This window comes from Mesorhizobium sp. AR02, from assembly GCF_024746835.1.
Lineage (GTDB): Bacteria > Pseudomonadota > Alphaproteobacteria > Rhizobiales > Rhizobiaceae > Mesorhizobium.
On record NZ_CP080530.1, the window covers coordinates 877,960 to 902,270 of the forward strand.

At 59.2% G+C, this 24,311-nt stretch carries 14 protein-coding genes and 4 pseudogenes; 10 read left to right on the plus strand and 8 right to left on the minus strand.

Annotated features, from left to right (window positions below):
* Nucleotide 1: 1 nt before the first annotated feature.
* Together DBIPINDM_RS04155 and DBIPINDM_RS04160 are read left to right on the plus strand one after the other, a co-directional pair.
* Complete coding sequence (locus tag DBIPINDM_RS04155; RefSeq protein ID WP_258580848.1) at nt 2-706, plus strand: IS6 family transposase; 705 nt, start codon at nt 2-4, stop codon at nt 704-706.
* Nucleotides 676-1,245 carry an IS66 family transposase gene (locus DBIPINDM_RS04160; RefSeq protein ID WP_258580849.1) on the plus strand — a complete coding sequence of 190 codons (570 nt, stop codon included), beginning with the start codon at nt 676-678 and terminating at the stop codon, nt 1,243-1,245. Before DBIPINDM_RS04155 ends, DBIPINDM_RS04160 begins: the two co-directional genes overlap by 31 nt.
* A 79-nt stretch (nt 1,246-1,324) precedes the next feature.
* Here the strand turns inward: DBIPINDM_RS04160 and DBIPINDM_RS04165 are convergent.
* The 3 genes and pseudogenes from DBIPINDM_RS04165 to DBIPINDM_RS04175 all read right to left on the minus strand — a co-directional run.
* A pseudogene (locus DBIPINDM_RS04165) lies at nt 1,325-2,079 on the minus strand (PLP-dependent aminotransferase family protein); the annotation flags it as partial.
* A gap of 420 nt (nt 2,080-2,499) precedes the next feature.
* Nucleotides 2,500-2,964 (minus strand): transposase, encoded by a 465-nt coding sequence (locus tag DBIPINDM_RS04170; RefSeq protein WP_258580850.1) that lies wholly within the window; start codon nt 2,962-2,964, stop codon nt 2,500-2,502.
* A 1,283-nt stretch (nt 2,965-4,247) separates the two neighbouring features.
* Nucleotides 4,248-6,167: a potassium transporter Kup gene (locus DBIPINDM_RS04175; protein WP_258580851.1), complete on the minus strand. Its 1,920-nt coding sequence runs from the start codon at nt 6,165-6,167 to the stop codon at nt 4,248-4,250.
* Between the two features lie 282 nt (nt 6,168-6,449).
* On the opposite strand from DBIPINDM_RS04175, the gene DBIPINDM_RS04180 reads away from it, so the two are divergent.
* Complete coding sequence (locus tag DBIPINDM_RS04180) at nt 6,450-11,393, plus strand: C48 family peptidase (protein ID WP_258580852.1); 4,944 nt, start codon at nt 6,450-6,452, stop codon at nt 11,391-11,393.
* Nucleotides 11,394-11,499: 106 nt separating this feature from the next.
* Here DBIPINDM_RS04180 and DBIPINDM_RS04185 read toward each other — a convergent pair whose 3' ends face one another.
* Nucleotides 11,500-12,642, minus strand: a complete 1,143-nt coding sequence (locus DBIPINDM_RS04185; RefSeq protein ID WP_258580853.1) for a heparan-alpha-glucosaminide N-acetyltransferase domain-containing protein — start codon at nt 12,640-12,642, stop codon at nt 11,500-11,502.
* A 164-nt stretch (nt 12,643-12,806) separates the two neighbouring features.
* Entirely contained in the window at nt 12,807-13,568 is a 762-nt protein-coding gene (locus DBIPINDM_RS04190; RefSeq protein ID WP_258580854.1) for an ATP-binding protein, read from the minus strand.
* 566 nt (nt 13,569-14,134) lie between these two features.
* On the opposite strand from DBIPINDM_RS04190, the pseudogene DBIPINDM_RS04195 reads away from it, so the two are divergent.
* The 5 genes and pseudogenes from DBIPINDM_RS04195 (at nt 14,135) to DBIPINDM_RS04215 (ending at nt 19,075) form a co-directional block, all read left to right on the plus strand.
* Nucleotides 14,135-15,591: pseudogene (locus DBIPINDM_RS04195) on the plus strand (ISKra4 family transposase).
* A gap of 235 nt (nt 15,592-15,826) precedes the next feature.
* Nucleotides 15,827-16,300 (plus strand): IS66-like element accessory protein TnpA, encoded by a 474-nt coding sequence (gene tnpA / locus DBIPINDM_RS04200; protein WP_258580855.1) that lies wholly within the window; start codon nt 15,827-15,829, stop codon nt 16,298-16,300.
* Complete coding sequence (gene tnpB, locus DBIPINDM_RS04205; RefSeq protein WP_014761846.1) at nt 16,281-16,634, plus strand: IS66 family insertion sequence element accessory protein TnpB; 354 nt, start codon at nt 16,281-16,283, stop codon at nt 16,632-16,634. Before tnpA ends, tnpB begins: the two co-directional genes overlap by 20 nt.
* Nucleotides 16,635-16,688: 54 nt before the next feature.
* A pseudogene (tnpC, locus tag DBIPINDM_RS04210) lies at nt 16,689-18,259 on the plus strand (IS66 family transposase).
* A 111-nt stretch (nt 18,260-18,370) separates the two neighbouring features.
* Nucleotides 18,371-19,075 carry an IS6 family transposase gene (locus DBIPINDM_RS04215; protein WP_258580856.1) on the plus strand — a complete coding sequence of 235 codons (705 nt, stop codon included), beginning with the start codon at nt 18,371-18,373 and terminating at the stop codon, nt 19,073-19,075.
* Nucleotides 19,076-19,377: 302 nt separating this feature from the next.
* On the opposite strand, the gene DBIPINDM_RS04220 is transcribed toward DBIPINDM_RS04215, so the two are convergent.
* The 3 genes and pseudogenes from DBIPINDM_RS04220 to DBIPINDM_RS04230 form a co-directional block, all read right to left on the minus strand.
* Nucleotides 19,378-20,172, minus strand: a complete 795-nt coding sequence (locus DBIPINDM_RS04220) for a serine protease (RefSeq protein ID WP_258580857.1) — start codon at nt 20,170-20,172, stop codon at nt 19,378-19,380.
* A gap of 272 nt (nt 20,173-20,444) precedes the next feature.
* Nucleotides 20,445-21,155 (minus strand): IS6 family transposase, encoded by a 711-nt coding sequence (locus DBIPINDM_RS04225; RefSeq protein WP_258580858.1) that lies wholly within the window; start codon nt 21,153-21,155, stop codon nt 20,445-20,447.
* A gap of 51 nt (nt 21,156-21,206) precedes the next feature.
* Nucleotides 21,207-21,470: pseudogene (locus tag DBIPINDM_RS04230) on the minus strand (twin-arginine translocation signal domain-containing protein); the annotation flags it as partial.
* A gap of 717 nt (nt 21,471-22,187) precedes the next feature.
* Here DBIPINDM_RS04230 and DBIPINDM_RS04235 point away from each other — a divergent pair.
* Nucleotides 22,188-23,414 (plus strand): ATP-binding protein, encoded by a 1,227-nt coding sequence (locus tag DBIPINDM_RS04235; protein ID WP_258580859.1) that lies wholly within the window; start codon nt 22,188-22,190, stop codon nt 23,412-23,414.
* A 176-nt stretch (nt 23,415-23,590) separates the two neighbouring features.
* Complete coding sequence (locus DBIPINDM_RS43305) at nt 23,591-24,283, plus strand: HWE histidine kinase domain-containing protein (RefSeq protein ID WP_318036875.1); 693 nt, start codon at nt 23,591-23,593, stop codon at nt 24,281-24,283.
* Nucleotides 24,284-24,311 lie beyond the last annotated feature (28 nt).

The window sequence follows — 24,311 nt, forward strand, 5'->3', positions numbered from 1 at the left end:
CATGACCGTGAGTGCACCGACCTACAAGAACCACCGCTATCCGATCGAAATCGTGGCCCGTGCTGTCTGGCTCTACTTCCGCTTCAATCTGAGCCTGCGCGATGTCGAGGAAATGCTGTTCGATCGCGGGATGGTCGTTTCCTACGAGACCATCCGCCGATGGTGCCGAAAGCACGGCCCTGATTATGCGCGCCGCATACGCCGCAAGTCGCCGACGAAAGATGATGTCTGGCACCTGGATGAAGTCGTGGTGCGCATCAACGGTCAGAAATGCTGGTTGTGGAGAGCGGTTGATCAGGACGGATATGTGCTCGACGAGATTGTCCAGACGCGTCGCAACAGCAAGGCCGCCAAGCGCCTGCTGACGCGACTTCTGAAGAAGCAGGGTCTGCCGCCAAAGCGTACGATCACCGACAAACTGCGCTCCTACGGGGCGGCCCAACGCCAGGTCATGCCGAACGTGGAACACCGCTCGCATAAAGGCTTGAACAACCGGGCGGAGAATTCTCATCTGCCGTTCCGAAAACGGGAACGAACGCGACAGGGTTTCCGGTCGGTCGGCTCATTGCAGCATTTCGTGTCGATCTTCTCCGCCGTCCGAAATCTCTTCGTCCCATCCCAGACCAACCGCTCCGCAGCACAAATTCGAACCCATCGACGCCAGGCAATGGCCGCGTGGGAAGCCGTGAGTGCACGGCCTGCCTGAAAAGCGCGGTGTCGGCCTCACGCGGCCACATTTCAAACAACGTGACAACGCCCTATCGGGTTGAGAGACAGGCGCGGGACGAAAAACCGGACAGCGGTGAAACGCAGGCCGACTGCATTCGCCGCTTTCGCCAGAAACGCAGCGTCCCCATCCTCAATGCTCTCAAGGAATGGCTCGACGAAATCGCCCCGAAGGTCTTGCCCGACAGCAAGCTCGGCGATGCCGTATCCTACACCCTGAACCAGTGGGAGTATCTGACGCGCTACACCGAAGATGGCAGGATGCCGATCGACAATAATCTTCTGGAGCGTGACATCAGAATTTTTGCCACTGGCCGAAAAAGTTGGTTGTTCAGCGACACCGTCGAAGGAGCCAAGGCCAGCGCTGTCATCTGCAGCCTGATGTTGACCTGTCGGGCCTGCGGCGTCGAGCCCTTAGCGTGGTTGCGCCGCGTCCTCACCGAATTGCCTCAGCGCGCCGAAGACGCCGATATCACCGATCTTCTGCCCTTCAACTTCCCCAAAACCGCCGCAGCCTGATCCGACATCATGCGTCCGTCTGAAGGCGATCGGGCATCGCAAGAGACGTCAACGTGCGTGGAAATGAGCGTTTACCCTTGAACCAGACGACAACATGCAGCCCGGCATCGGCGCCCTCAATAGCGATCCTGTGTCCGAACCCGTGTCGGAGGGGCGTTCAGCAGAGTCTCTCGGCACTCACCATTCAGCGGCGCACGCGGCGCACTGACTTCCATAGGCGCCGCCCTCGATAAGAGAGGCCAGTGCTTGCTGCTCGGTCATCCGAGAAAGCCTGTCCAACAGCTGTTTGGCTATCGCGAAGACCTTCAGCAAATCCGGCGGCAACGCGAGATAGCCGATGCGCAACATGGGTAAGAGCGTCTTGAAATCGTACCCAGATAAATGACATTGCTGCCGCGCTCCAGACTATGCAGTGGGGGCACCGGATTGATGTCGTAGCGGTACTCGCTGTCGTAATCGTCCGTCTATCACATAGGCGTCGTTGCGCCGCGCCCAGTCCAGTAGCTGATGCCGGCGCGAGATCGGCATAACGCCGCCCAGCGGGAACTAATGTGAGGCGTGACATAGGCCAGCCGCGCCTCGAAGCTTGCCAGTTGATCCGTCTCAAGACCATCACCATCGAGAGCAATCGGGATCGGCGATGCACCTGTGCTGGCGAAGATTTGACGCGCCGTCCTGTAGCACGGGTTCTCCACGAAGAATCGGTCGGCTGGATCAAGCAGCAGGCGCGCGCAAAAATCCAGTTCGATCTGCTCAAAGGTCGCAGCTCAACGTTCGGGTGCGCCAAAGATAGCCCTGCAATGCCTGGCGCAATCCTTGCGATCCGGGCGGATCACACTCAGTTCGATCGCCAGATTGCGGGATGACGGCAACGAACTGTCGATTTCATCGACACGGCCAAGTATCTGATCGCTGAGCTGGTAGATCTGGCGCCGTCGACGAGGACCTCCTCCGCCTCTCGGTCTCGGTAAGGCAGCGCAGGACTCGGTGCCTTTCGAACGTCGTTGTTGACGTGCACTTTGAGCCCGTCCTGGATCAGATTAGCAGGCGAAAAACGAGCTCGACCAATTGAGCAAATTCGGGTTGGCGCGCGGTCGCGCAGCCGCCGCTTCACCTGGCCTGGCCTTTCCGGCACCACCGCCGATCGTGTTCCCTCAGACCAGCAAGTGCCGACGCTCAGACCCGTGCCCATGAGCTCTCAGATTGCGCGTCGGCGAAGAATAGGCTGTCGCTCGGATCTGCGATTCAGCGTTATTACAGCCCCAGCTTCCTCTTCAGTTCCGTGTTCTCCTTGCGCAGGCGTTCCGCGAGTAGGCTCTTCAGTCGCTTGTTTTCTTCCTCGAGCGCGACCAGGTCCTTCAGATTGTCACCATCCGATGCAGGCGCCGCAGCCTTCTTCCATTGGTAGTAGGTCTGTTCCGAGATGCCGGCCTGCTTTACGGCGTTCTTGTGAGTGGCGCCGCCACTGATAGACTTCTCGATCTGCGCGAGCTTCTGGGCGCGATCCCTTTCAGAGTAGATCTTCCGCCTGGTCGGCACGGCCGCTGCTGGTGCTTCCTCCGTCTGAGACGCCGTATTGGCGCCATTCTTCCGAGCAGGCAGCTTAGGCTCAGCCTTCGCCTTCCGCGACCGTGGGGCTTTCTTCTTTTTAGGCGTCTCCACTTTGGCTGCCGGTTCCGTTGCAGTTTTTACTGATTCAGCGTCCAGGGGATTTGCCATGAGGTGCTCCGCTCGCGGTATGTGCATGTGTTCAGCATCAAGCGCTACGACACTAGAGTCAACAAGGCGACGATTTGGCAACTCCATCTCCTTGAGTTCCCTTGTTGTCTCGGCCATTGCTGCGGAGAGATCGACATCGCTCCAGAGGGAACGACCCCGTTTTTGAGAACTGCGCTTCTGTCTGATCTCCACAGTGAACGGTCGAGTCTGCCGCCTCATAGTTTCTTCCTTGTTAGACACGAATTGCGCAGGAAGTCGCGGCGGACGACGGTTGAACGTCTGGCGCTACCTCTGTCGCCCCGAGCTATATGGATCCGACCGCCCGAGCAAGCCTGCTGACGACACACACCCTGAACAGACCGGTCCCTATGAGCAGGCAGGCTACTCCATCTCGGGTCGTGTCCCATCAGGTTCTCTAATCGCCTTTGTCAACGGGCTCCTTTCTCCTCGTTGATGCAGCGCGTGCCGGGCTCAGGGTTCTCTCCGGGGTCGATCGCAAGGATCGCCGCTTGTTTGCGTTGGAACGGGTGGGTCGAAGTGGTGTTCGCGGTTCCGTTGGACCGCATGCGTGGGAGCGACCTCATCCGTGCAGCGTCCCGGCAAGGACGCATCTCGGGAATTGGAGTTGTTAGGGAATCGAAAGCTCCTCCTCAGGCTGCAGCAGCAGAGTGGAGGAACGGCTCGTTCGTCTTCCACATGGCGTGGAGGATAACGGCGAGCTTGCACGCCACCGCGATCTTCGCCTTCTTGAAGCCTGCGCCCTTGGCGGCGAGTCTTGATAGACCGGAATGCCGAGCTACCGGAGCATATCAAAGCCATTGCCCGCTCCGACCGAATATGTGCGGCGATGTGACGATCCAATTCTTGCGCGTCCGAGTTCTTCGCGCTCACACTCGCGCAGGCGCCAACGATCATCAAGGATGTCGCCACGTGACTGCGATCTGGCGCGATGTTGCCAAGGCGGTGGCCGCCCGATCGGTAGATGAACCCGAGGCGAGCGCGCCTTGATGCGTGATGATCTCAAGAGGGCATTGGCGCTGTAGGCCTCCTCCGCTGTTTCGGACCATCAGGGGCCAATCCCGGCTCGGCTGCTGCTAACGTTGATATCAAAATCTTGATGATGGGCACCGACACTGACCGTTCAGGAGGGTGGCCATCCCTCGTCTGAGTCGCTCACCATTCCATCATCTTGAATAAGGTGTCGCTATCCGATGCTGGCCTCCGCCCGCCAGCATTTACACCCTCGTGAATTCCAATTTGATTCTGCTCAACCGCAGCATGCCCTAAATCGTCACCTGCGACCCGATCTCGACGACACGTCCGGTCGGGATCTGAAAATACTCCGTTGCGTCGGCCGCCGTGCGCGCCAGCCCGATGAACAGCTTGTCCTGCCAAACCGGCATGCCGGAATTGGGCGAAGCCTTGAGCGAGCGCCGCGACAGGAAGAACGATGTCGTCATGATGTCGAACTTCCAGCCCTGCTTGCGGCAGATCGCCAGCGCGCGCGGGATGTTGGGCTGCTCCATGTAGCCGAACGTCAACGTCACTCGCATGAACAGCTCGTTGACCGTTTCCATCTTGACGCGCTCGCTGTCGGGCACGACAGGCTGAGGTGCCGTCACCACCGAAAGGATGACGTTCTGCTCATGCAGCGCCTTGTAGTGCTTCAGGCTGTGCATCAGCGCGGTCGGTGCACTGAGCGGGTCGCTGGTCAGGAACACGGCGGTGCCGGACACCAGCTGCGGCTTCTTCTTCAAGAGATTGCCGGCAAGGAAATCGAGCGGGATCTCGTTGCGACGGGTCTTGTCAAACAGATAGCGGCTGCCCCTCAACCACGTCCACATAGCCAGCACAATGGTGAAGGCCGCGGCCAGCGAAGCCCAGCCGCCCTCGAACACCTTGACGATGTTGGAGGCAAAGAAGCCGACATCGATGAAGCCGAACAGCGCCGTCAGCGAGACTGCCAGCCACAGCTGCCATTTCCAGATGCGCGTCATGACGACATAGAGCAGCACCGTCGTCACCAGCATGTTGCCGGTCACCGAAATACCATAGGCCGACGCCAGCTTGCTGGACTCACCAAAACCGACGACCAGCATCATCACCACCAGCGCCAGCAAGAGGTTGACGCGCGGCATGTAGATCTGGCCGGACTGCCTTTCCGATGTGTGCAGGATTTCCAGGCGCGGCAGCATGTTGAGCTGCACCGCCTGCCTGGTCAGCGAAAAGGCGCCAGAGATGACCGCCTGGCTGGCGATCACCGTCGCGGCCGTTGCCAGCACGACCATCGGGATCAGCGTCCAGCCCTCGTTCATCTCGAAGAACGGATGGCCGACCACGCCGTTCTTTGCCAGCACGAAGGCGCCTTGCCCGGCATAATTGAGCAGCAGGCAGGGAAACACGATCGCCAGCCAGGCGAGCACGATCGGCTTGCGGCCGAAATGGCCTAGATCGGCATAGAGCGCTTCGGCGCCGGTGACCGCGAGGAAGATGGCGCCGATGGTAACGAAGGCGACGTCGGGCGAATTAATCAGAAAGGCGACGATGTAGTGTGGGCTCACCGCCCACAGGATTTCAGGATCGGCGATGATGTGGTTGAGACCGGAAAGGCCAATGGCCAGGAACCATACTGCGGTCACCGGGCCGGACACCAACCCCACCCCGCCCGTGCCAAAGCGCTGCACCGCAAACACCATGGCAAGGATGACCAGCGTCAGCGGCACGACATAAGGCTGGAAGGTCGGCGTGACGACATTCATGCCCTCGACCGCCGACAGCACCGAAATCGCCGGCGTGATGACGGCGTCACCGAAAAACAGCGATGCCCCGACGATGCCGATGCCGAGCATCAGCGCCGAGCGCTTCGGAAAACTGCCCTGCGCCAGCGCCATCAGCGACAGCACGCCGCCCTCGCCGCGGTTGTCGGCGCGCAGCACGAACATGATATATTTGATGGTGACGATAATCGTCAGCGACCAGATGATCAGCGACAGAACGCCGAGAATATCGCCGCGCTGGGCGACATTGCCGCCCGACGACGCCACCAGCGCCTCGCGAAAGGCGTAGATCGGGCTGGTACCGATATCCCCATAGACGACACCGAGCGCGCCCAGCATCAGAACCTTGGTGCTGTGCTGCTCGACTTCCGAATGGCTCGATTGTTCGACGGGTTCTGCCTCACTACCAGTATTGGTAAGGGCCATGGACGACACTCCGATAAGCGCGCGGTCCTCTACGCTTGCTGCACTGCAATATCAAGTGCCGTCGCGTAATGACTCCGTTCTGGCATTGCCAGTCTTCCGCTTGGCAGACTCATCAACCTCGAAGAGAGCGTGAGATCATTGTGAGACCATACTAAAGCTGCGGCTAGGACGCGCTCGCCATGCTGTCCTGGCGGGCACGTTGTCGTCAGGTTCTCGACAGCTTCCCTATGTCAGATCCAAGCCCAGCTTCAAACGGGCTTGTATTGCTGAAAGTGAGAACGGATGGATTTCACCTCGACCAAGCGGGTGCGCGGACAATCGAACAGGACCGGCCTGCAAGAGAGCTCACGTGCGGCTCCGTCCGCAGGTGCGGCGGCATTTGAGCGGCAACTGAGCGCGATCGCCAATTCAGATGGAGGTGGTGGAGCAATGCCGGCCGGCTCGGCGCCGCCGCCGGCTCAGTCAACGGGGCTTGGCAGCAACCAGTCTCCTTATCCCCAGGATGCTCCGCTTATTTTGGGGCTCAGGGAAGCCCTCATCAAGAGCAAAGCCTCCGGGTGCACCGTCAATGTCTATGTACGTTCTCTTCTCAGCTTTGGCCGCTGGCTCTTCGCAAACAACAAAGATTCCATTAAGGATCGGCTCGACAAGCAGTCGCTGACCGAGGATGCGCGCGAGTTCATCGGAAAGGGCGATCCCGCGAGACTCCTTACGGCAATAGGTCATCTCCGGACCTCGCAGTCGACGGGGGGCGTCGTGCCGATCCCAGGCCGCGTTGAGTTGACTCCGTATCTTCAGGACGCGGCTCTCATCGAAGAGTATAGAAACCAAACCCCGACACATAGCGGCAGGAGGCATGCAACTGCTCTCAGGAGCTTCAGTGACTACCTGCGTCAAAACAACAAGAAGGGCATTGCTGGTCGGCTTTTCGGCGGGGCCTTGGATGGAGATGTCAAGGACTATAAGGAGGACGCCGGTGATCAGACCATCAGTTCCGCACTGGCTCATCTTCGAAAATCGGACGCCGGCGTTAAAGCGATGAATCTCGAGCGCCATATTCCCCTCGTTCCTGATCCCGAGGACGCGGCACTGATGGACCCGAGGCGGATCGGCGAGGCGATTGCGCAGCACAGCGCGTCGCAGGAAGCTGGCAGTTGGCTTGCTGCGGCAGCCCACGATCAGGATGTGCCTTTGGAGCTGATGGACGAACAGGGCCCGTCGTCCTCAGCGCTGCGGCCGGCTCAGTCAACTCGGCTTCGGAACCAGCCTCTTTATCCTCAGGATGCTCCGCTTGTTTTTGGGCTTAAGGACGCCCTACTCAAGGGCAACGCCTCCAAGCACACCGCCAAGAATACTGTACGTTCTCTTCTCAGCTTTGGCCGCTGGGTCTTCGCAAACAACAAAGATCCCATTGAGGATCGGCTCGACCACGGGTCGCTGACCGATGATGCGCGCGAGTTCATCGGAAAGGGCGATCCCGCGAGACTCCTTACGGGGATAGGTCATCTCCGGACCGCGCAGTCGACGGGCGGAATCGTGCCGATCCCAGGTCGCGTTGAGTTGACTCCGTATCCGGAGGACGCGGCTCTCATCAAAGAGTACAGGGATAAAGCACCGACGCAGATCGGCAAAGGTGATGCAAACGCTCTTAGGAGCTTCAGTGACTACCTGCGTCAAAACAACAAGAAGGGCATTGCTGGTCGGCTTTCCGGCAAGGCGTTGGATGGAGATGTCGAGGCCTATAAGGAGGACGCCGATGGTAATCGGAGCATCGGTTCCGCACTGACTCATCTCCGAGAATCGCACGCCGGCGCTAAAGCGATGGAGCTCGAGCGCCATATTCCCCCCGTTCCTGATCCCGAGGACGCGGCACTGATGGAGCCGAGGCGGGGCGACGAGGCGATTGCGCTGCACAGCGCGTCGCAGGAAGCTGGCAGTTGGCCAAAGGAGCTTCCTGCGGCAGACCACGATCAGGATGTGCGTTTGGAGCTGATGGACGAACCCGGCCCGTCGTCTTCGGCGCCGCAGCAGACTCAGTCAGCTCGGCTTCGAAGGAACCAGCCTCTTTATCCCCAGGATGCTCCGCTTATTTCGGGCCTCAGGGAAGCCCTCATCAAGGGCAACGCCTCCGAGCACACCGCCAACGACTATGTAGGTTCTCTTCTCAGCTTTGGCCGCTGGCTCTTCGCAAACAACAAAGATCCCATTAAGGATCGGCTCGACCACGGGTCGCTGACCGAGGATGCGCGCGAGTTCATCGGAAAGCGTAATCCCAAGACACTCCTTCCGGCAATAAATCATCTCCGGACCTCGCAGTCGACGGGCGGAATCGCGACGATCGCAGGCCGCGCTGAGTTGACTCCGCATCCGGAGGACGCGGCTCTCATCGCCGCTCTCATCAAAGAGTACAGAGACAAAGCAGCGATACAGACCGGCAAAAGGAATGCAACTGCTCTCAGGAGCTTCAGTGACTACCTGCGTCAAAACAATAAGAAGAGCATTGCTGGTCGGCTTTCCGGCAAGGCGTTGAATGGAGATGTCAAGAGCTATAGGAAGGACGCCGGTGGTGATCCAAGGATCGGTTCCGCACTGAATTATCTGCGACAATCGGACACCGGCGCTAAAGCGATTGAGCGCGAGCGCCACATTCCTCTCGTTCCTGATCCCGAGAACGCGGGATTGATCGAGCCGACGCGGGTCGGCGACGCCGCTGCGCAGCGCAGCGCGTCGCAGGAAGCTGGCGCTTGGCCAAAGGAGCTTGCTGCGGCAGCCCACGATCAGGATGTGCGTTTGGAGCTGATGGACGAACCCGGGCTGTCGTCTTCGGCACCGCAGCCGGCTCAGTCAGCTCGGCCTCGCAGGAAGCAGCAGCCTCGGCCGCAGCCGCCTCTCTATCCCCAGGATGCTTCTCTTATTTTGGGCCTTGAGCAGGCTCTCATCAATGGTGGTGTCGCCGAACTCACCGTCAAGAACAATGTTAGTATTCTTCGCCGGTTTGGTGGCTGGCTCTTCGCAAATCACAAACCGAGCCTTGTTGCTCGGCTCGACAGCAAGTCGCTGAGCGATGGCGGTGAGGTGCTCGAGTTCATCAGAAAGGGTGATCCCAGGAAACTCGTTGCGGCAATAGGTCATCTCCGGACCTTGCGGTCGACGGGCGTCGTGCCGATCGCAGGCCGCGCTAAGCTGAATCCTCCCCCCCCCCAGAACGTGACGCTCATCAACTCCGAAAACGCGGCACCGATGGAGCGGAGGCGGGTCGGCGACGCCGCTGCGCAGCACAGCGCGTCGCACCGGGCTGGCAGTTTGGCAAAAGAGCTTCCTGCGAAAGCGCACGATCAGGATATGCGTTTGGGGCTGATGGACGCACCTGGCCCGTCGTCATTTCTAGAGCCCGCCGCGCGCCATGACCAGGCACCGAAACCCGGAGAGTCCAATCACCAGCGGTCCCGGAACGAGCTGATGGGTGCACCTGCCTCGAGCAACCTCCTGCCAAGCGAGGAGGCCTTCATCGACGATGAGCATGACACAGCTGGGTTGAGGCCAGCGAAGAGGCAGAGGACCCTGGACGTTCCGCAAGGCCTTGCTGCAGAGCCGCAGCTGAACGGGATCGCTAAGTCAGGCGGTCGCCTGCTGACGCCGGGCCCCACCCATCAACTGGGTGCATCGCCATGGGAGGCACGGCCGATGATGCAGGGGAGCGGGTACGAAGACGCCGCGGCGCCGCATGCGGTCGCGACGGCCGTCGGGGACGCCGCTGCGCAGCAGGGACCTGCTACTTGGCCATTGGTCCGCCCGGAAGGTTACGATCAGGATCTGATGGTTGAAGACGGCCCACCATGGTCCGAGGTTCCCCCTGAGCTGGCGCAGGACATAATCCAAGCTGGACGGCAGGAACCTGCCAGGTCCACGTCAACCTGGTCGCTGCAGATGCCGCTCAACATTGATTGGAGTATGTGGCCAGCGTCGGAAGCAGCGCCAGTGCACTATGTCAGGGCTCGCTCAGACGCCTACGGCGATTTTGAGGCAGCGGTTAATCCCAATCCGCCCGGGCCAGTACCGGGTCATCACCAGGGCGCTCGACAGCCCGGCTCGCCGCTGGCGCTTTCTCCGCTGCCGGCCTCCTCGGACGACGAAGCTATGGCGTGGTTGAGCGAGGAGTTGGAGCGGCGGCAGATGCTCCGCGAGACGGAGTGGCAGCCCATGATGCAAGGGACAGGGTCCGCCGCCGTCTTCAGGCCGGGAGGGCCCGATGACGTTCAGCTCATCCGTCGCGGGCAACTTTTGCCGATGAGTGAAGCTGCGCCAGCGGCAGCGCCACCGGCAAGAACTACCCAACCCGCCTCGCCAGCAACCGCTAGGCTGCCAGAAACCTACCGCGGTCTTCCAGTGGTTGATCTGACGAGGCCAACCACCACCTCCTCCGATGCCCAGATCGGGGCGTCGCATCCGACAGCCTCTTCCAATGTCCCCGTGGGGTCGGTGCTTGGCGCCGACGAGTGGCTGAGCACCGACCATATCCAGAGGGATTACGATTTGCTGGAGGAGCGGCTGCGGGGGATCGATCCGAGGCTCGCCGGCCAGACGCAGTTGGTGGATCCCCTCATAGCCAATGGTCCCCTGCGCTTGCGCGGTTTCAGCGAAATCGATAGGGAATACGCATTGCACCGCATTGTCTATGATCAGGATGGCAACGACACAGCCGATTTCCTGTTCCTGCCCGTGAACAATGCCACTGAGCATAGCCTCGGCACCCATTGGTCGCTGCTGCTGGTTGATCGCAGCAACCGGGAAAGGCCGGTCGCCTATCACTACGACTCCCTCCAGCGAGAGGGATACAACGACGCGCCTGCAAGACAGCTCGCAGGGCTGCTGAACGCCACCTTGGCGCCAGCCCGCATGGCCAGACAGCCGAACCGTTATGATTGCGGCGTCTTTGTGGTGGACGGCACGCGGGCGCTGGTTCAACGACTGGTGGACGGGCAGCGGCCGGACCACGAGCCGCTGCACCTCGACAACCTCGTCGCCGATCGGCAGGCGCTGCAAGACCGGCTGAGCTTGCCGCCGGAGCTCCGGCCGCTGTTGGCATTCGAGCCAGCGGAAATCTGGCGACTGTTGGATGATGAGCCTGCCTCCCCTTCGCCGCCAATTAGTTCGACCTCACATGCGCGAACGGACGGTGTTCATCAGCCGACCCAGGCGTCGTGGCTCCCTGAACGCAAAAGATAACTATTAACCGCGACCATGCGCGTCCTGGTTCGCATGCTCGGCTTTGATTGGCCTCCCCAGCTTTTTCTGTCCGTAATGTGATCGGGAGGCCGGGGCGCTGCGGTGCTCAGCGGATGTGACGCGCGAGATCTGCGATCCTAACCATCAGCATTTCCATCGGTCCTCGCTGGAAGACGCGCCGCCAAAGCACCGCGAAAGTGCTGATAACCACGACGAAGCCAAAGAGTATGGACAGGCTCCCGTCTCTGCCAACCAGATTTTTAAAATAGGCTATTCCCACAATGTGCAGCACATAGGCCGTCAAAGGCATCGAGCCGACCGCGATTATTGGCCAGACCAGCTTTCGCAGATGCGGGAGCGCATCCATAGCGAGCCAACAAGCCGCAATGACAATCATTGCGCAACCGGTGTTGCCCAGGATCGAGAACGTCGTCTCGCTGTGAGGTGCGGCAACCCATAGCCAACTCGCTGTGTAGGGAGCGTCCGCGTTCATCCACCAGAGGACGGGAGTCTGGCCAAGTTCCCGCAAATCGGCCAATTCGGCGCTTACGCTAGGCAGCAAACGCAGCGCGAGCCAGGATCCCCCATAGCCCAACACGGCCAGCGCGACCCCCGCTAGACCAAGGCGCCAATGCATTGCTTGCGTATTAAGGCTAAGGCGCGCGATGGCCATGCCTGCGATCACAAAAGGAACCCAGGTTAAAGCGGGATAATCGCCGCTGACCATGAGCTTGAACACCGGGTCGAAGGACGCGCCCTTGGGGCCAGACATTGACAAAAGATGGAACCACACTTGCGGGAGAACTAATGCGGTCCCAGCAGCGAGCAAGCCGAGTTGCTGTGCGCTGAGCCGATGGAGCGGCAGGACCAACAAGAAGCAGATTCCGTAGTATTCCAGGATGACCTCGACGTTCGTATCGAGGCAGGTCAGGATTGAGCCAAGCGCGAGTAAAACAAGGGCACGAATTGCGACTCTGTCAATGGCCTGTCTGCCGGCTTCCCCCGACTTCGGCTCCTTGCGACCGGTAATCAGGATGATCGAAAAACCGGCCAATACGGCAAACAGGGCGGACGACCGCCCCTGGGTTAGTTCCATCAGATTCCTGACCAGTCCTTCGTCGGGAATGGGACCCCCGACATGGACGACAAACATGCCTATGACAGCCAGGCCGCGAGCAAGGTCGATGCCGTCCAGCCGATCTACGGCCGCCCCATCCCTCACGTCCGCAATCGCCGCGTTCATCGCCATGGTAGATTCCTTATGTTGGTTGTGTTGATCATGTTGGTCGTGTTGATCGCGGAGCCGCGTTTATGCTTGCTGTTCAGCTCTTTAGCATGCGGCAAAACAACACATCGGCTCACCAAGCCTGTGGCGCGGACCTGACAAACCCGACAAACGGTGTCGCGGAGCCGTCATTTTTGTAGGGATGGCGGACCCGAGAGATCCACTGAACCGGCGGCGAGAGGCTCAGCGACGGCGGATGATCCGATCAGCACGCCGCGGCACCGCCGGTGACGATCGCCCCGGGTGTCAAGGCCAGGGCGTGAACCTGCGATAATCTGTGGTGGTGCGCCTGCGACCAGAACTTTAGTGTGCTCGGGCAGGTTGGCAGCAATATAGTGGACGACATGGGTCTTGCCGGTGCCAGGATGTCCGTGGAGAAGAATACCCTTGCGCCCCGATTGGCCGAGGCGCTTCAACTCCTCCCGGCATTTAACAAAATCGAAGATGTGCGTATCGAGCTGGGCCATAGTCGCCTTGGAAAGCACTACGTCGTTCCGGCTTACAGCAGGAAGCTTGTGCACCCGCATTGTTTCCTGCGTGCCCCCGAATTCAGTGGACTCGAAGGAGACAGCCTTGTTGCGGTAATAGCTCTTGCCCTGCGCCTGGATTGTGCGCAGAAAGCGCTTGGCGAAGGCATGGCCCAGCTCATTAGGCAGATGACCTATTTCGACCTGGACCATTGGCCCATAGCGGGTAAGGAACTTCGACAGCATGACTGCTGCAGGCATGTCGTCGTCGATCGCTATCAGCCAAATACCGTTGTTAATCGAAGGATATGGCTCATCTTCGCCAATGTCGATGCCCTGACGCTGGACGGGCGCCAGTTGCACGACGTGTTTTCCCTCGGAAGTGGTCAAGTCTGACAGCTTCATCGGCAAAAACTCGACCATTTGGTGGAAGCCAAGAGCTCAGGGGACCGAGGTGCGATTAGGTCCTCAATAAGGGATTGAAGATCCGGCAGGAGATGTGCGTTAAACTCCCACCGGGAGCTCACGAGAGCTGTCAAATCATCGGTGTTGAAATGGCGACGAAGTTTCTGCCACACAAAGCGTTCGGGTTCAGGCATGACGATGTTCCTTTGAATGTAAAGTTGAGTGGAAGGCCTGGGTCTGTAGATACCTCATATGGTGTCTAAGACAAGAGGAGCAGGGTATATTTAATAATATATCTGTTTATTTTATATCAAAGGCGTTATGCCATTGATATTTAGCTAGCAAGAATTGGAAAGATATACAAAAATATATTTGAAAATATATTCTGGTTTATTTTTCAACTGGTGGAGTTGATGTCGCACTGCACTTAAATGTAAGATTGCGCCGACTTATCGCGACCACTGTACCTAAGCATGAGATTCAATGCCCCTGAGTCTCAATGAGACCGGTAATTTCTCTGGGCTCGAATACAGGTTGTTAGGCCCGCGTAGTCCATGAGCGCCGCTTTGTTCGGAGGGAAAGCGATGGCGGTGGAATGGACGATCACGATCGAGGGCAGGAACGAGTTCGGAGACGTTTGCCGGAAGGCGGTCCGCATCGACAAGAGCTGGGAACGTCTGTTTGACGGCGACCTCGGCCTGTCGATCGAGGACAGCAAGACCATCATGGCGGCGCTGCAGAGCGCGGTCGTGAACCATGAGGCGGAGACGTATTCCCTCTTTCGTCGGGTCTGCCCGGATTGCCACAGGTTTCGGCCGGTCAACGACTACACGACGCGACGGATCCGGACTGTCTTTGGCATCGTGGAGGTGCGCAATCCTCGTTGGATGCTGTGTCGGGATTGTTACCCAGGCATGGTCGATGCCTTTGCGCCGCTGCGGGAGATCTGCCCGGATCGAGCGACATCCGAGCTGATGGAACTGACGGCGCGGCTGGGGAGCATGATGCCGTACCGGCAGGCTGCGAGAGTGCTTGCCGAATTCCTGCCCGTTGAGCCGACCGAGACGCATGCCACCGTGCGCAAGCGAACCATCAGGATTGGCGAACGGCTCGACGATCAGGTTGCTGAGGAAGAATTGCACGCAAGGGCGCAAACGGACGAACGACGCCAGCTTGAAATGCAGCTTCCCGGCGATCACCGCAAAGAGTTCGTCATCAGCATCGATACTGCGCATGTTCGCAGCGCCGATTCCAATTCAGCGCGCAACTTCGAGCTCGTTGTCGCCCGATGCGGCCGCGGCGGACGAGGCGAAGGTGGCGGTCGCTATTTCGTGACCAGCAGCACCGACCAACGGGCAATCCGGGATCGCGCTCTTCATGCTCTTTGGGAAGTGGGCTACCGCGGCTTTGGCGATGTGACGGTGATTTCGGACGGCGCCGAAATCCTGAAGCGGCTACCCGCGCAATGCCGAAGCCGACGGCCCACATCATCGACTGGTTCCACATCGCCATGAAGGTCCAGCCGATGCAGCAGATCGCCGATCATATGGCTCGATCCCGATCGGGTCTCTCTGAAGCGCTTCCCGCAATCGACCGTGACATCAGAGCGGTGAAGTGGCGCCTGTGGCATGGGCGGGTCGATCGCGCGATCACCGATCTGGAGCAACTCTTGGAGAGGGTGAAGGCTTCGCAAGGAGACAGCGAGTTCTCCATCGCCCGACTTCAAAGCCTCGGCTTGCAGCTCCTGACCTATATCCGTTCGAACCGCGGCGCGATCGTCAACTATGGCAAGCGCTACCAAGCCGGCCTTCGCGTCGCAACGACTCTGGCTGAATCGGCGGTGAATTCACTTGTCGGCAAGCGGATGGTCAAGAAACAGCAGATGCGGTGGTCGCTCCACGGGGCTCACATGCTCATGCAGGTCAGGACGGCAGATCTCAACGGCGAGCTTCGCAATCGATTGCGGGCACCGTTCCGACAGCCAGAGCCGAACGTGCCACCACTATTCAAGCCCAAACCGCCTCTCCTGCGCGCCGCCTAACCCCAGAGAAGTTACCGGTCTCAAATGAGCTGGAGTGGCATCGCCGCTCTCCTCGGTTCTTGCTCTCTCAGTTGAACTTGATGCTCGTCTGCACGAACACGCCGTAGCGCTCTGTCTCCCAATTGGTGACCTGCGGGTGCTGTCACATTGATTGTAAGCGCGAATTTCCCCGCACCTTTTGCTGTTGAGTGCTCTGATGCATGAGGTGTCCACCCAAATAGGTGGACACCTTGTGATGGAAGAAGATGATCAGAAATTGCAGGTAAGGCTTGTTGGTCGGAACGGGCGACGCCGATACGACCCTGCATCGAAGGACCGTCTTGTCTCGGCCTGCCTTGAGCCTGGCGTGTCGGTATCGAGGCTTGCGCTCGAACATGGGGTCAATGCGAACCTTCTTCGGAAGTGGATAAAGAAGCGCACTGAGACCCAGTCCCTCCCGCCGTCCTCATCACCGGCGTTCATCCCGGTTCAGATTGAAAGCACTTCCGATCGGGTCTTGCTGCGACAGAGCAGCATGGCTGCGGTGGATTTGCCGGCGACCTGTGATGAAGTGCATGGGTCGGAAGCCAAAAGGGCTGCGCTTTTTTCCTCTCCAGCCAAGGTGAGCGCGTCACTGCCGAACGGCGTGAAGTTGACGCTGGAATGCGGTGATGTGGATGCATTGACGGCGACCATCGGAGCACTGGGTCATGTTCAGACTGGGCGCTGACCTGAAAGTCTACCTGCACCGCGAGCCGATCGACTTCCGGGCCGGCATCAACAGCCTTGCGGTTCTGGTCCAAGAGACGATGGCGCTCGATCCGTTTGCTCCAGCGGTTTTTGCCTTCTGCAATCGCCGTCGCGACCGGATGAAGCTCTTGTTCTTTGACCGGTCCGGCTTCGTGCTGGTCCTGAAGCGGCTGACCGAGGACAAGTTCCGGTGGCCGCGCCGGGAGGCAGCGGTGGTCACGCTTACGACCGAGCAATTGCACTGGATCCTCGACGGCATCGATATCGATGCGATGGTCCGCCATCCGGTGCGGCAATATCAGGTTGCCGGTTGAGGGCTCTCGAATTGAGCGATTGACGCGCCGGCATGCTTTCGATTCAAGAATCTGATGAATCGACCCGGCGAACCGACTGTTGAAGAGTTGATGGCGCGTATTGCTGCGCTTCGGGCGGAGAACCGTCAACTCACCGAACGCGTCGTCAAACTCGAGGAAGAGCTGGCGCTTGCACGACTGCATCGTTTTGCGCCGCGCAGTGAAAAACACATTGACCGCCTCTTCAATGAAGCCGAACAGGCCGCGGATGAGGACGCCGCCGACAACGAAGATGGCGATGTCGTTGTCCTGCCGGACACGGGCTTGCCGGCGAGCGAAGGGGCGACGGGAAAGAAGCGCGGCCGCAAGGCCTTGCCGGAAAACCTGCCGCGCGAGCGTGTCGAGTATGACCTTCCCGACGCCCAGAAGGCTTGTCCTTGCTGCCGTCACCAGATGCATCGCATGGGCGAGACCGTTACCGAGCAACTTCATATCGAGGTGAAGGCGAAGGTCCTGCAGAATGTGCGGTTCAAATATGCTTGCCGTCATTGCGACCGCACCGGGATCAGCACGCCGGTCGTGACCGCGCCGATGCCCACGCAACCTTTGCCGGGCAGCATCGCTACGGCCTCGACGCTGGCCTTCGCGCTCGTTCATAAGTATGTCGACGGCACACCGCTCTACCGCCTGGCGCAGGCATTCGAGCGCGCCGGCGTTCCTGTCAGCCGAGGCGCTCTGGGCCACTGGGTGATCGGCTCGAGCGAAAAGCATCTCTCCCGCATCTATGACGCGCTGAAGCTGCGGCTCAGATCGCAGCCCCTCATCCATGGTGACGAGACCACGGTCCAGGTGCTGAAGGAAATGGACAGAGAGGCCGCCAGCACCTCGTACATGTGGGCATACCGGAGCGGCCAGGACAGTGACGAGCCGATCGTGCTGCTCGAATATCAGCCGGGCCGCGGCCAGATACACCCGCAGGCCTTCCTCGGCGATTACCGCGGCATCGTGATGAGCGACGGCTATTCCGCCTGGCGCACGCTGGAAGGGGCAACGCATCTTGGATGCATGGCCCATTCCAGGCGGCGCTTCGTCGATGCCCTAAAGGCGAGGAAGAAAGGCGGCGGGCCGCCGGAACAGGCACTCCGGTTCTTCGAACAGCTCTACCGAGTTGAAAGGCAGGCGCGGAACGAAATCCCCGATGACGGCGAAACGCGAGATCACTGCATTCGCCGCTTCCGCCAGCAACATAGTGTCCCCATCCTCCATGCTCTCAAGGCATGGCTCGACGACATCGCCCCAAAGTCTTGCCGGACAGCAAGCTCGGCGACGCCGTCTCCTACACCCTGAACCAATGGGGATATCTGACGCGTTACACCGAGGACGGCAGCATGCCGATCGACAACAATCTTCTGGAGCGCGACATCAGGATTTTTGCAACTGGCAGGAAGAGTTGGTTGTTCAGCGATACTGTCGACGGAGCCAAGGCCAGCGCCATCGTCTACAGCCTGATGTTAACCTGCCGCGCCTGTGGCGTCGAGCCGTTAGCGTGGTTGCGCCACGTCCTCACTGAACTGCCTCAGCGCCCCGAGAACGTGGCTATCGACGATCTCCTGCCCTTCAACTTCCTCAAAGCCGCCGCAGCCTGACCCGACGCGTCCGTCTGAAAGCGATCAGTTGTTGCAAGGGCCGTCAATGTGCGGGGAAATGAGCGCTTACCATTGATTGAGGGGTAAGGAAATTGAGGTAGCAGCGCGCCCATGACCGTGAGTGCACCGACCTACAAGAACCACCGCTATCCGATCGAAATCGTGGCCCGTGCTGTCTGGCTCTACTTCCGCTTCAATCTGAGCCTGCGCGATGTCGAGGAAATGCTGTTCGATCGCGGGATCGTCGTTTCCTACGAGACCATCCGCCGATGGTGCCGAAAGCACGGCCCTGATTATGCGCGCCGCATACGCCGCAAGTCGCCGACGAAAGATGATGTCTGGCACCTGGATGAAGTCGTGGTCCGCATCAACGGTCAGAAATGCTGGTTGTGGAGAGCGGTTGATCAGGACGGATATGTGCTCGACGAGATTGTCCAGACGCGTCGCAACACCAAGGCCGCCAGGCGCCTGCTGACGCGACTTCTGAAGAAGCAGGGTCTGCCGCCAAAGCGTACGATCACCGACAAACTGCGCTCCTACGGGGCGGCCCAACGCCAGGTCATGCCGAACGTGGAACACCGCTCGCATAAAGGCTTGAACAACCGGGCGGAGAATTCTCATCTGCCGTTCCGAAAACGGGAACGAACGCGACAGGGTTTCCGGTCGGTCGGCTCATTGCAGCATTTCGTGTCGATCTTCTCCGCCGTCCGAAATCTCTTCGTCCCATCCCAGACCAACCGCTCCGCAGCACAAATTCGAACCCATCGACGCCAGGCAATGGCCGCGTGGCAGGCCGTGAGTGCACGGCCTGCCTGAAAAGCGCGGTGTCGGCCTCACGCGGCCACATTTCAAACAACGTGACAACGCCACAAGAATCTCTGGTCGCTGTTTTCACGCATCCCAAGGGAGCCGCCACCCTCTCTCTTGGACGCGAAGCCCGCCGCTTGCTCCTCGGACAGTTGCACACGCGGCGGGCTTTTCTTCTTAGCCTGCACAGCATTCATGGGACATGGTGAGGATACCTGTTAAGCCGAACTCCGGTTAATTGGACATTCTGCGCGTTCAGATAGACGCGGCAACGTGAACTTTCCATCCTGCACGCATCCCGACTCGCCGCCTCAGTCACCGATACGGTTCATGATCCACTCGTGATAAGACGACACGCGCGTATACACACCGTATGTCTTTCCGCATTTGTGCCCATGCGATACAATTCCAACCAAGATGGCGTTCTTGCCATGGCCTTTGGTCAGAGGACCTCCACTGTCCCCTTGGCAAGCATCGGTCCAGCCGCTTTCGGTTCCGGCGCACATGTTCCCAGGAAAGATCCTTATCCTTTTATATTTGCGGCTGCACGTTTTGTTGTCGACGTACGGGACCTTGCCCTCTAGGAGCTCGTCTGATGGCTCTCCCTTATATCCTGTAGCTCCCTTACCCGTCACGGTAAGGTCCTCGCCAATACGAATGTGCGTCCTGGGGGTAGCAAGGCGAATGGCCACTGCGGGTCGCGTACTGTGCACCCGCACGAGCGCCACATCATGCTCCAATGTCTTGTCGTTATATTTTTCGTGAGGAATAAGCTGCTTTACATCTAACGAATGGCCACCCCTAACAAAGGCTTGGACCTGGTCGACTGTTGCACCCTCTAAACAGTGCGCCGCTGTGAGGATCCATCGCTTTCCGATCACCGTTCCACCGCACACCTGCCCGTCAATAATGAGTTCGACGTGCCAAGGATGCGCTTCGAACGTGGTCGGCCTGCCGAGCGTGACTTTCTGTTTCCCTCCAAAAGAACTCGTGGGCTCCGGCGTTGAATCAGGCCCGCCTTGTACAGAAGTTTGAGCATGGGCGTGTTGTCCACCAAAAAGGGCAGCGAGCGCGCAGAGGGCATGACGACGGGTGAGGTGTTGCATCGGTTTCCTCGTACTATTTTGCATTGCATATGTACGGCCGTGTGCCGTTGGCGCGCCACTCCTGCCTGCCCACGCATTAGGTGGCAACCCCTCATCTCGGATGTGATTCGGAATGCCGCAGGCAACATGCTTTGTCCTCGATAGGACGCTCTGGTTGCCGTGGGCAGAGGACTTCTTCGGAAAGCGCGACGACGGCACGGGGCCCGTTATAGGCAGGCTCGGCGTTGTCACGTTGTCTGAAATGTGGCCGCGTGAGGCCGATACCGCGCTTTTCAGGCAGGCCGTGCACTCACGGCTTCCCACGCGGCCATGGTTTGGCGTCGATGGGTTCGAATTTGTGCTGCGGAGCGGTTGGTCTGGGATGGGACGAAGAGATTTCGGACGGCGGAGAAGATCGACACGAAATGCTGCAATGAGCCGACCGACCGGAAACCCTGTCGCGTTCGTTCCCGTTTTCGGAACGGCAGGTGAGAATTCTCCGCCCGGTTGTTCAAGCCTTTATGCGAGCGGTGTTCCACGTTCGGCATGAGCTGGCGTTTGGCCGCCCCGTAGGAGCGCAGTTTGTCTGTGATCATACGCTTTGGCGGCAGACCCTGCTTCTTCAGAAGTCGCGTCAGCAGGCGCCCGGCGGCCTTGGTGTTGCGACGCGTCTGGACAATCTCGTCGAGCACATATCCGTCCTGATCAACCGCTCTCCACAACCAGCATTTCTGACCGTTGATGCGCACCACGACTTCATCCAGATGCCAGACATCGTCTTTCGTCGGCGACTTGCGGCGTATGCGGCGCGCATAATCAGGGCCGTGCTTTCGGCACCATCGGCGGATGGTCTCGTAGGAAACGACGATCCCGCGATCGAGCAGCATTTCCTCGACATCGCGCAGGCTCAGATTGAAGCGGAAGTAGAGCCAGACAGCACGGGCCACGATTTCGATCGGATAGCGGTGGTTCTTGTAGGTCGGTGCACTCACGGTCATGGTCATGGGCGCGCTGCTACCTCAATTTCCTTACCCCTCAATCAATGTGACAGCACCGTCGAGCGAGATCATCGACAGCACGACGTCTTTGACGAGCGGATGGGCCGAGCGGATGAAGCTCTCCGAACAGCAGGTGCATTCGAGCCCATGCATCCATATGACGGGAACGCGTTCCTTGGTTTCGAGTGCTTCTGCCATCGCTGTCGCGGCACCCGGGCCGAAGCCGAGGCTCGCGGCCGTCAGGCTGCAGAACTTGGTGAAACTGCGCCGGGTGATCCCTTGGCGACGAATGACGTCATATAAGGTTTCGGCAGCTGCCATGTTGCTTCCTCCAGCAATTTCATCCCCATCGCATCGCCCGGATAGACGCCGGGCTCTGCCAGAAATGCTTGCTGCAAGAAGCGGACCAATTTAGTAGGGGTCAGAGGGATAATCACCCGGTTCGGGATAATGCTGTTTCCGACCCCACTGCGGACGTTGGAGGGTCCGCTACCGGGTCGCAGCGCCAGCTCGCGTAGTCACGATTCAAACGGAAGCCAATAGCTGCACCCTTGAGGGGTTACCCAAGGCGGCCCTAAGCCCCAGTGGCGAAAGCTCAAGATGAATTAGGGCATACGCCTCGGCCCACGCCTTTGCGAGGAGCCCTGGATGCGAGATAGTTCGAGGAACTTTGGCCAAGCATTGGAAGTCCACAGCAGGCGCGAAGGGCCATGTCTGCACCGACCCTTATCAAACATCGAGAAAGCCATTGCCAATCAATGAGTTGAACCGTTGAATCTTTTGGTGGCGTTTTCTGCCTCATCCTCGCTCTCCGATAGCTTCTCGGGTTTGATGTCGCAGCCCATGCCGCAATCATCTCGTTCCAGCGAATGGTCGAATTCTTCGCCATCACATCAGGTAGCAACCGCCACCAGTGCCCCTGCCACTCGCTTTGCGGTTGAGTGGCTTTCAAATGGTCTCACCTTGACTTTCAAATAGTCACGCCGATAATTTCTATCGGTCACCACTGAAATTTCAACCGGTCAGGAGATCGGAACGATGGCTGATTACCCCCGCTTCGTTGAGCAACGCATCAAGGATGCGCTTTCAGACACTCGTGTCGTCTTGGTTGCTGGCCCTCGCCAATCCGGGAAAACGACCCTTGTGAGAAGGATGGCGGGCGCTGACGTTGCGTATCTTACTTTGGACAACGCGACTACGCTTGAGGCGGCGCAACAGGATCCCGTCGGATTCGTAAGGGGCATTGACCGAGCAGTAATCGACGAAATCCAGCGTGCTCCAGAACTTCTGCTCGCGATCAAGGAAAGCGTGGATGCCGATCAGCGTGCGGGACGGTTTCTTCTTACGGGTTCCGCCAATTTGATGACGCTTCCCCGTGTCGCGGATTCACTCGCTGGACGTATGGAGATCGTTCGTTTGCTGCCTCTGGCACAGAGCGAAATTCATGAAAATAGACCGAGCTTTCTCGAAAACCTGTTTCAAAACAAAATAGCCGCAGTTAAAAATTCAGTCCTCGGCGGAGATCTCGTCGGCGCTGTTCTTGCAGGGGGCTACCCAGAGGCGCTACGGCGCCCATCATGGTCACGGCGGCAGGACTGGTATGCGGACTACATAGAGGCGATCGTCCAGCGGGACGTTCGCGACATAGCTCAGGTTGATCAAATCAGCCAAATGCCCAGGCTCCTCCGCGTGCTTGCCGAACATTCTGGGCAGCTAGTGAACTATTCTGCCATCGGCAACTCGCTCGCAATGAATCACGTCACGACACGGAAATACGTGGACATCTTCGAAAGCCTTTTTCTGGTTCGAACCTTGCAACCTTGGTTCAGCAACAAACTCAAGCGGCTTACGAAAACTCCGAAAATCCACTTCCTGGATTCCGGCCTCCTCGCCGCGCTCCGGGATTTATCGCCTGATCACATTAGGAGTGACCGCGGAAAGTTCGGAGCATTGCTGGAAACTTTCGTATTCGCCGAAATTCTCAAGCTTGCAAGTTGGGCTGACGACCGTTTCGAGTTCTCTCAATTTCGGGACAAGCAGCACCACGAGGTCGATATCGTCATAGAGGACAGGAGAGGTCGAGTGACAGGGATTGAGATAAAGGCAGCAGCCACAGTCACAAGCTCAGATTTCAAGGGCTTGCGAATGCTGGCAGAAGCATGCGGAGATCGTTTTGTCTCTGGAGTGGTGCTGTACGACCACGATAAGATTGTCCCATTCGGAGAGCGCCTCCATGCGGCACCGCTTTCGGTACTTTGGGGGTAGAGCAGGTACCGGTGCCGGATGGCCGTTGCTGCCGAATGCCGGAATTCTTCGCTCGCAATTGCTAGCCCAACATCAACACAACGCGCCGACTGCCGTTGTATCTCGCCGCGAACCGTCTTGCGTTTGTGGCCCCCTCGCCCTCACGGCCGGTTCAGCGTCGAACGTATCGTGCCGCGATGCATTCAAGGCCGCAACCAGAACGGCACCCGTGCGACCGCGGCAGAAGCCAGGGGTTACGTGCATCACGGCAAGACAATGGCGTCGGCAAGCCCGCCAGCATCGTCGCAAGTGCGGGCCTGGGAACCGCCATTGTCGAGGCGCTGGTCAAGCAGCTGGAGGCCAACATCGAGGTCATCAGCGATAAGAACGGCACCAGCGTGTCGGTGACAAGGGCAACACCTTCACCTCGCGCGCGCCGCGGGCGGCGTAGCGTGATCCATCCGGTGGCGGGAGCCTTGGCGAATTATGGGCGGGCCTTTTTGCCAGTCCTGTGCACGACAAGAGCGGCGCCATCGTCCTGCGCCATCGTCCAGTATTTTACCTCCTTCGTCGATCTGACCAGGCACAAGGAGGAGCAGGCGCAATCCAAAATGCTCATCGACGAATTGAACCATCGGGTGAAGAACACGCTGGCAACGGTGCAGTCGATCGTCTGGCAGGCGTCGCGAGCCAATTCCGATCCGCGGGCGATCCGCGAAGCGGTCGAGTCCCGGCTGGATCGGCCAGAAGGCGATCTGCCTTCTGGCCATAGTCCTCCTCGACCAACCAGGCCCAGCGGACCCATCGGCCGGGATTTTGGCGCTTTGAGAGCGGTGTCTTTCCAGTGGCCTGTCCCGGCTTCGGTGCTTTTTACTTACCAAGCTGCCTGACCGCCCTTGCTTTGGCCACTCGGATTAG

Coding starts and splice junctions, on each gene's coding strand:
- DBIPINDM_RS43305 (WP_318036875.1), top strand. CDS start 23,591: ATGCATTCAAGGCCGCAACCAGAACGGCACCCGTGCGACCGCGGCAGA.
- DBIPINDM_RS04220 (WP_258580857.1), bottom strand. CDS start 20,172: ATGCAACACCTCACCCGTCGTCATGCCCTCTGCGCGCTCGCTGCCCTT.
- DBIPINDM_RS04215 (WP_258580856.1), top strand. CDS start 18,371: ATGACCGTGAGTGCACCGACCTACAAGAACCACCGCTATCCGATCGAA.
- DBIPINDM_RS04180 (WP_258580852.1), top strand. CDS start 6,450: ATGGATTTCACCTCGACCAAGCGGGTGCGCGGACAATCGAACAGGACC.
- DBIPINDM_RS04155 (WP_258580848.1), top strand. CDS start 2: ATGACCGTGAGTGCACCGACCTACAAGAACCACCGCTATCCGATCGAA.
- tnpA (WP_258580855.1), top strand. CDS start 15,827: ATGGAAGAAGATGATCAGAAATTGCAGGTAAGGCTTGTTGGTCGGAAC.
- DBIPINDM_RS04190 (WP_258580854.1), bottom strand. CDS start 13,568: ATGGTCGAGTTTTTGCCGATGAAGCTGTCAGACTTGACCACTTCCGAG.
- DBIPINDM_RS04185 (WP_258580853.1), bottom strand. CDS start 12,642: ATGGCGATGAACGCGGCGATTGCGGACGTGAGGGATGGGGCGGCCGTA.
- DBIPINDM_RS04170 (WP_258580850.1), bottom strand. CDS start 2,964: ATGGCAAATCCCCTGGACGCTGAATCAGTAAAAACTGCAACGGAACCG.
- DBIPINDM_RS04225 (WP_258580858.1), bottom strand. CDS start 21,155: ATGACCATGACCGTGAGTGCACCGACCTACAAGAACCACCGCTATCCG.
- DBIPINDM_RS04175 (WP_258580851.1), bottom strand. CDS start 6,167: ATGGCCCTTACCAATACTGGTAGTGAGGCAGAACCCGTCGAACAATCG.
- tnpB (WP_014761846.1), top strand. CDS start 16,281: ATGTTCAGACTGGGCGCTGACCTGAAAGTCTACCTGCACCGCGAGCCG.
- DBIPINDM_RS04235 (WP_258580859.1), top strand. CDS start 22,188: ATGGCTGATTACCCCCGCTTCGTTGAGCAACGCATCAAGGATGCGCTT.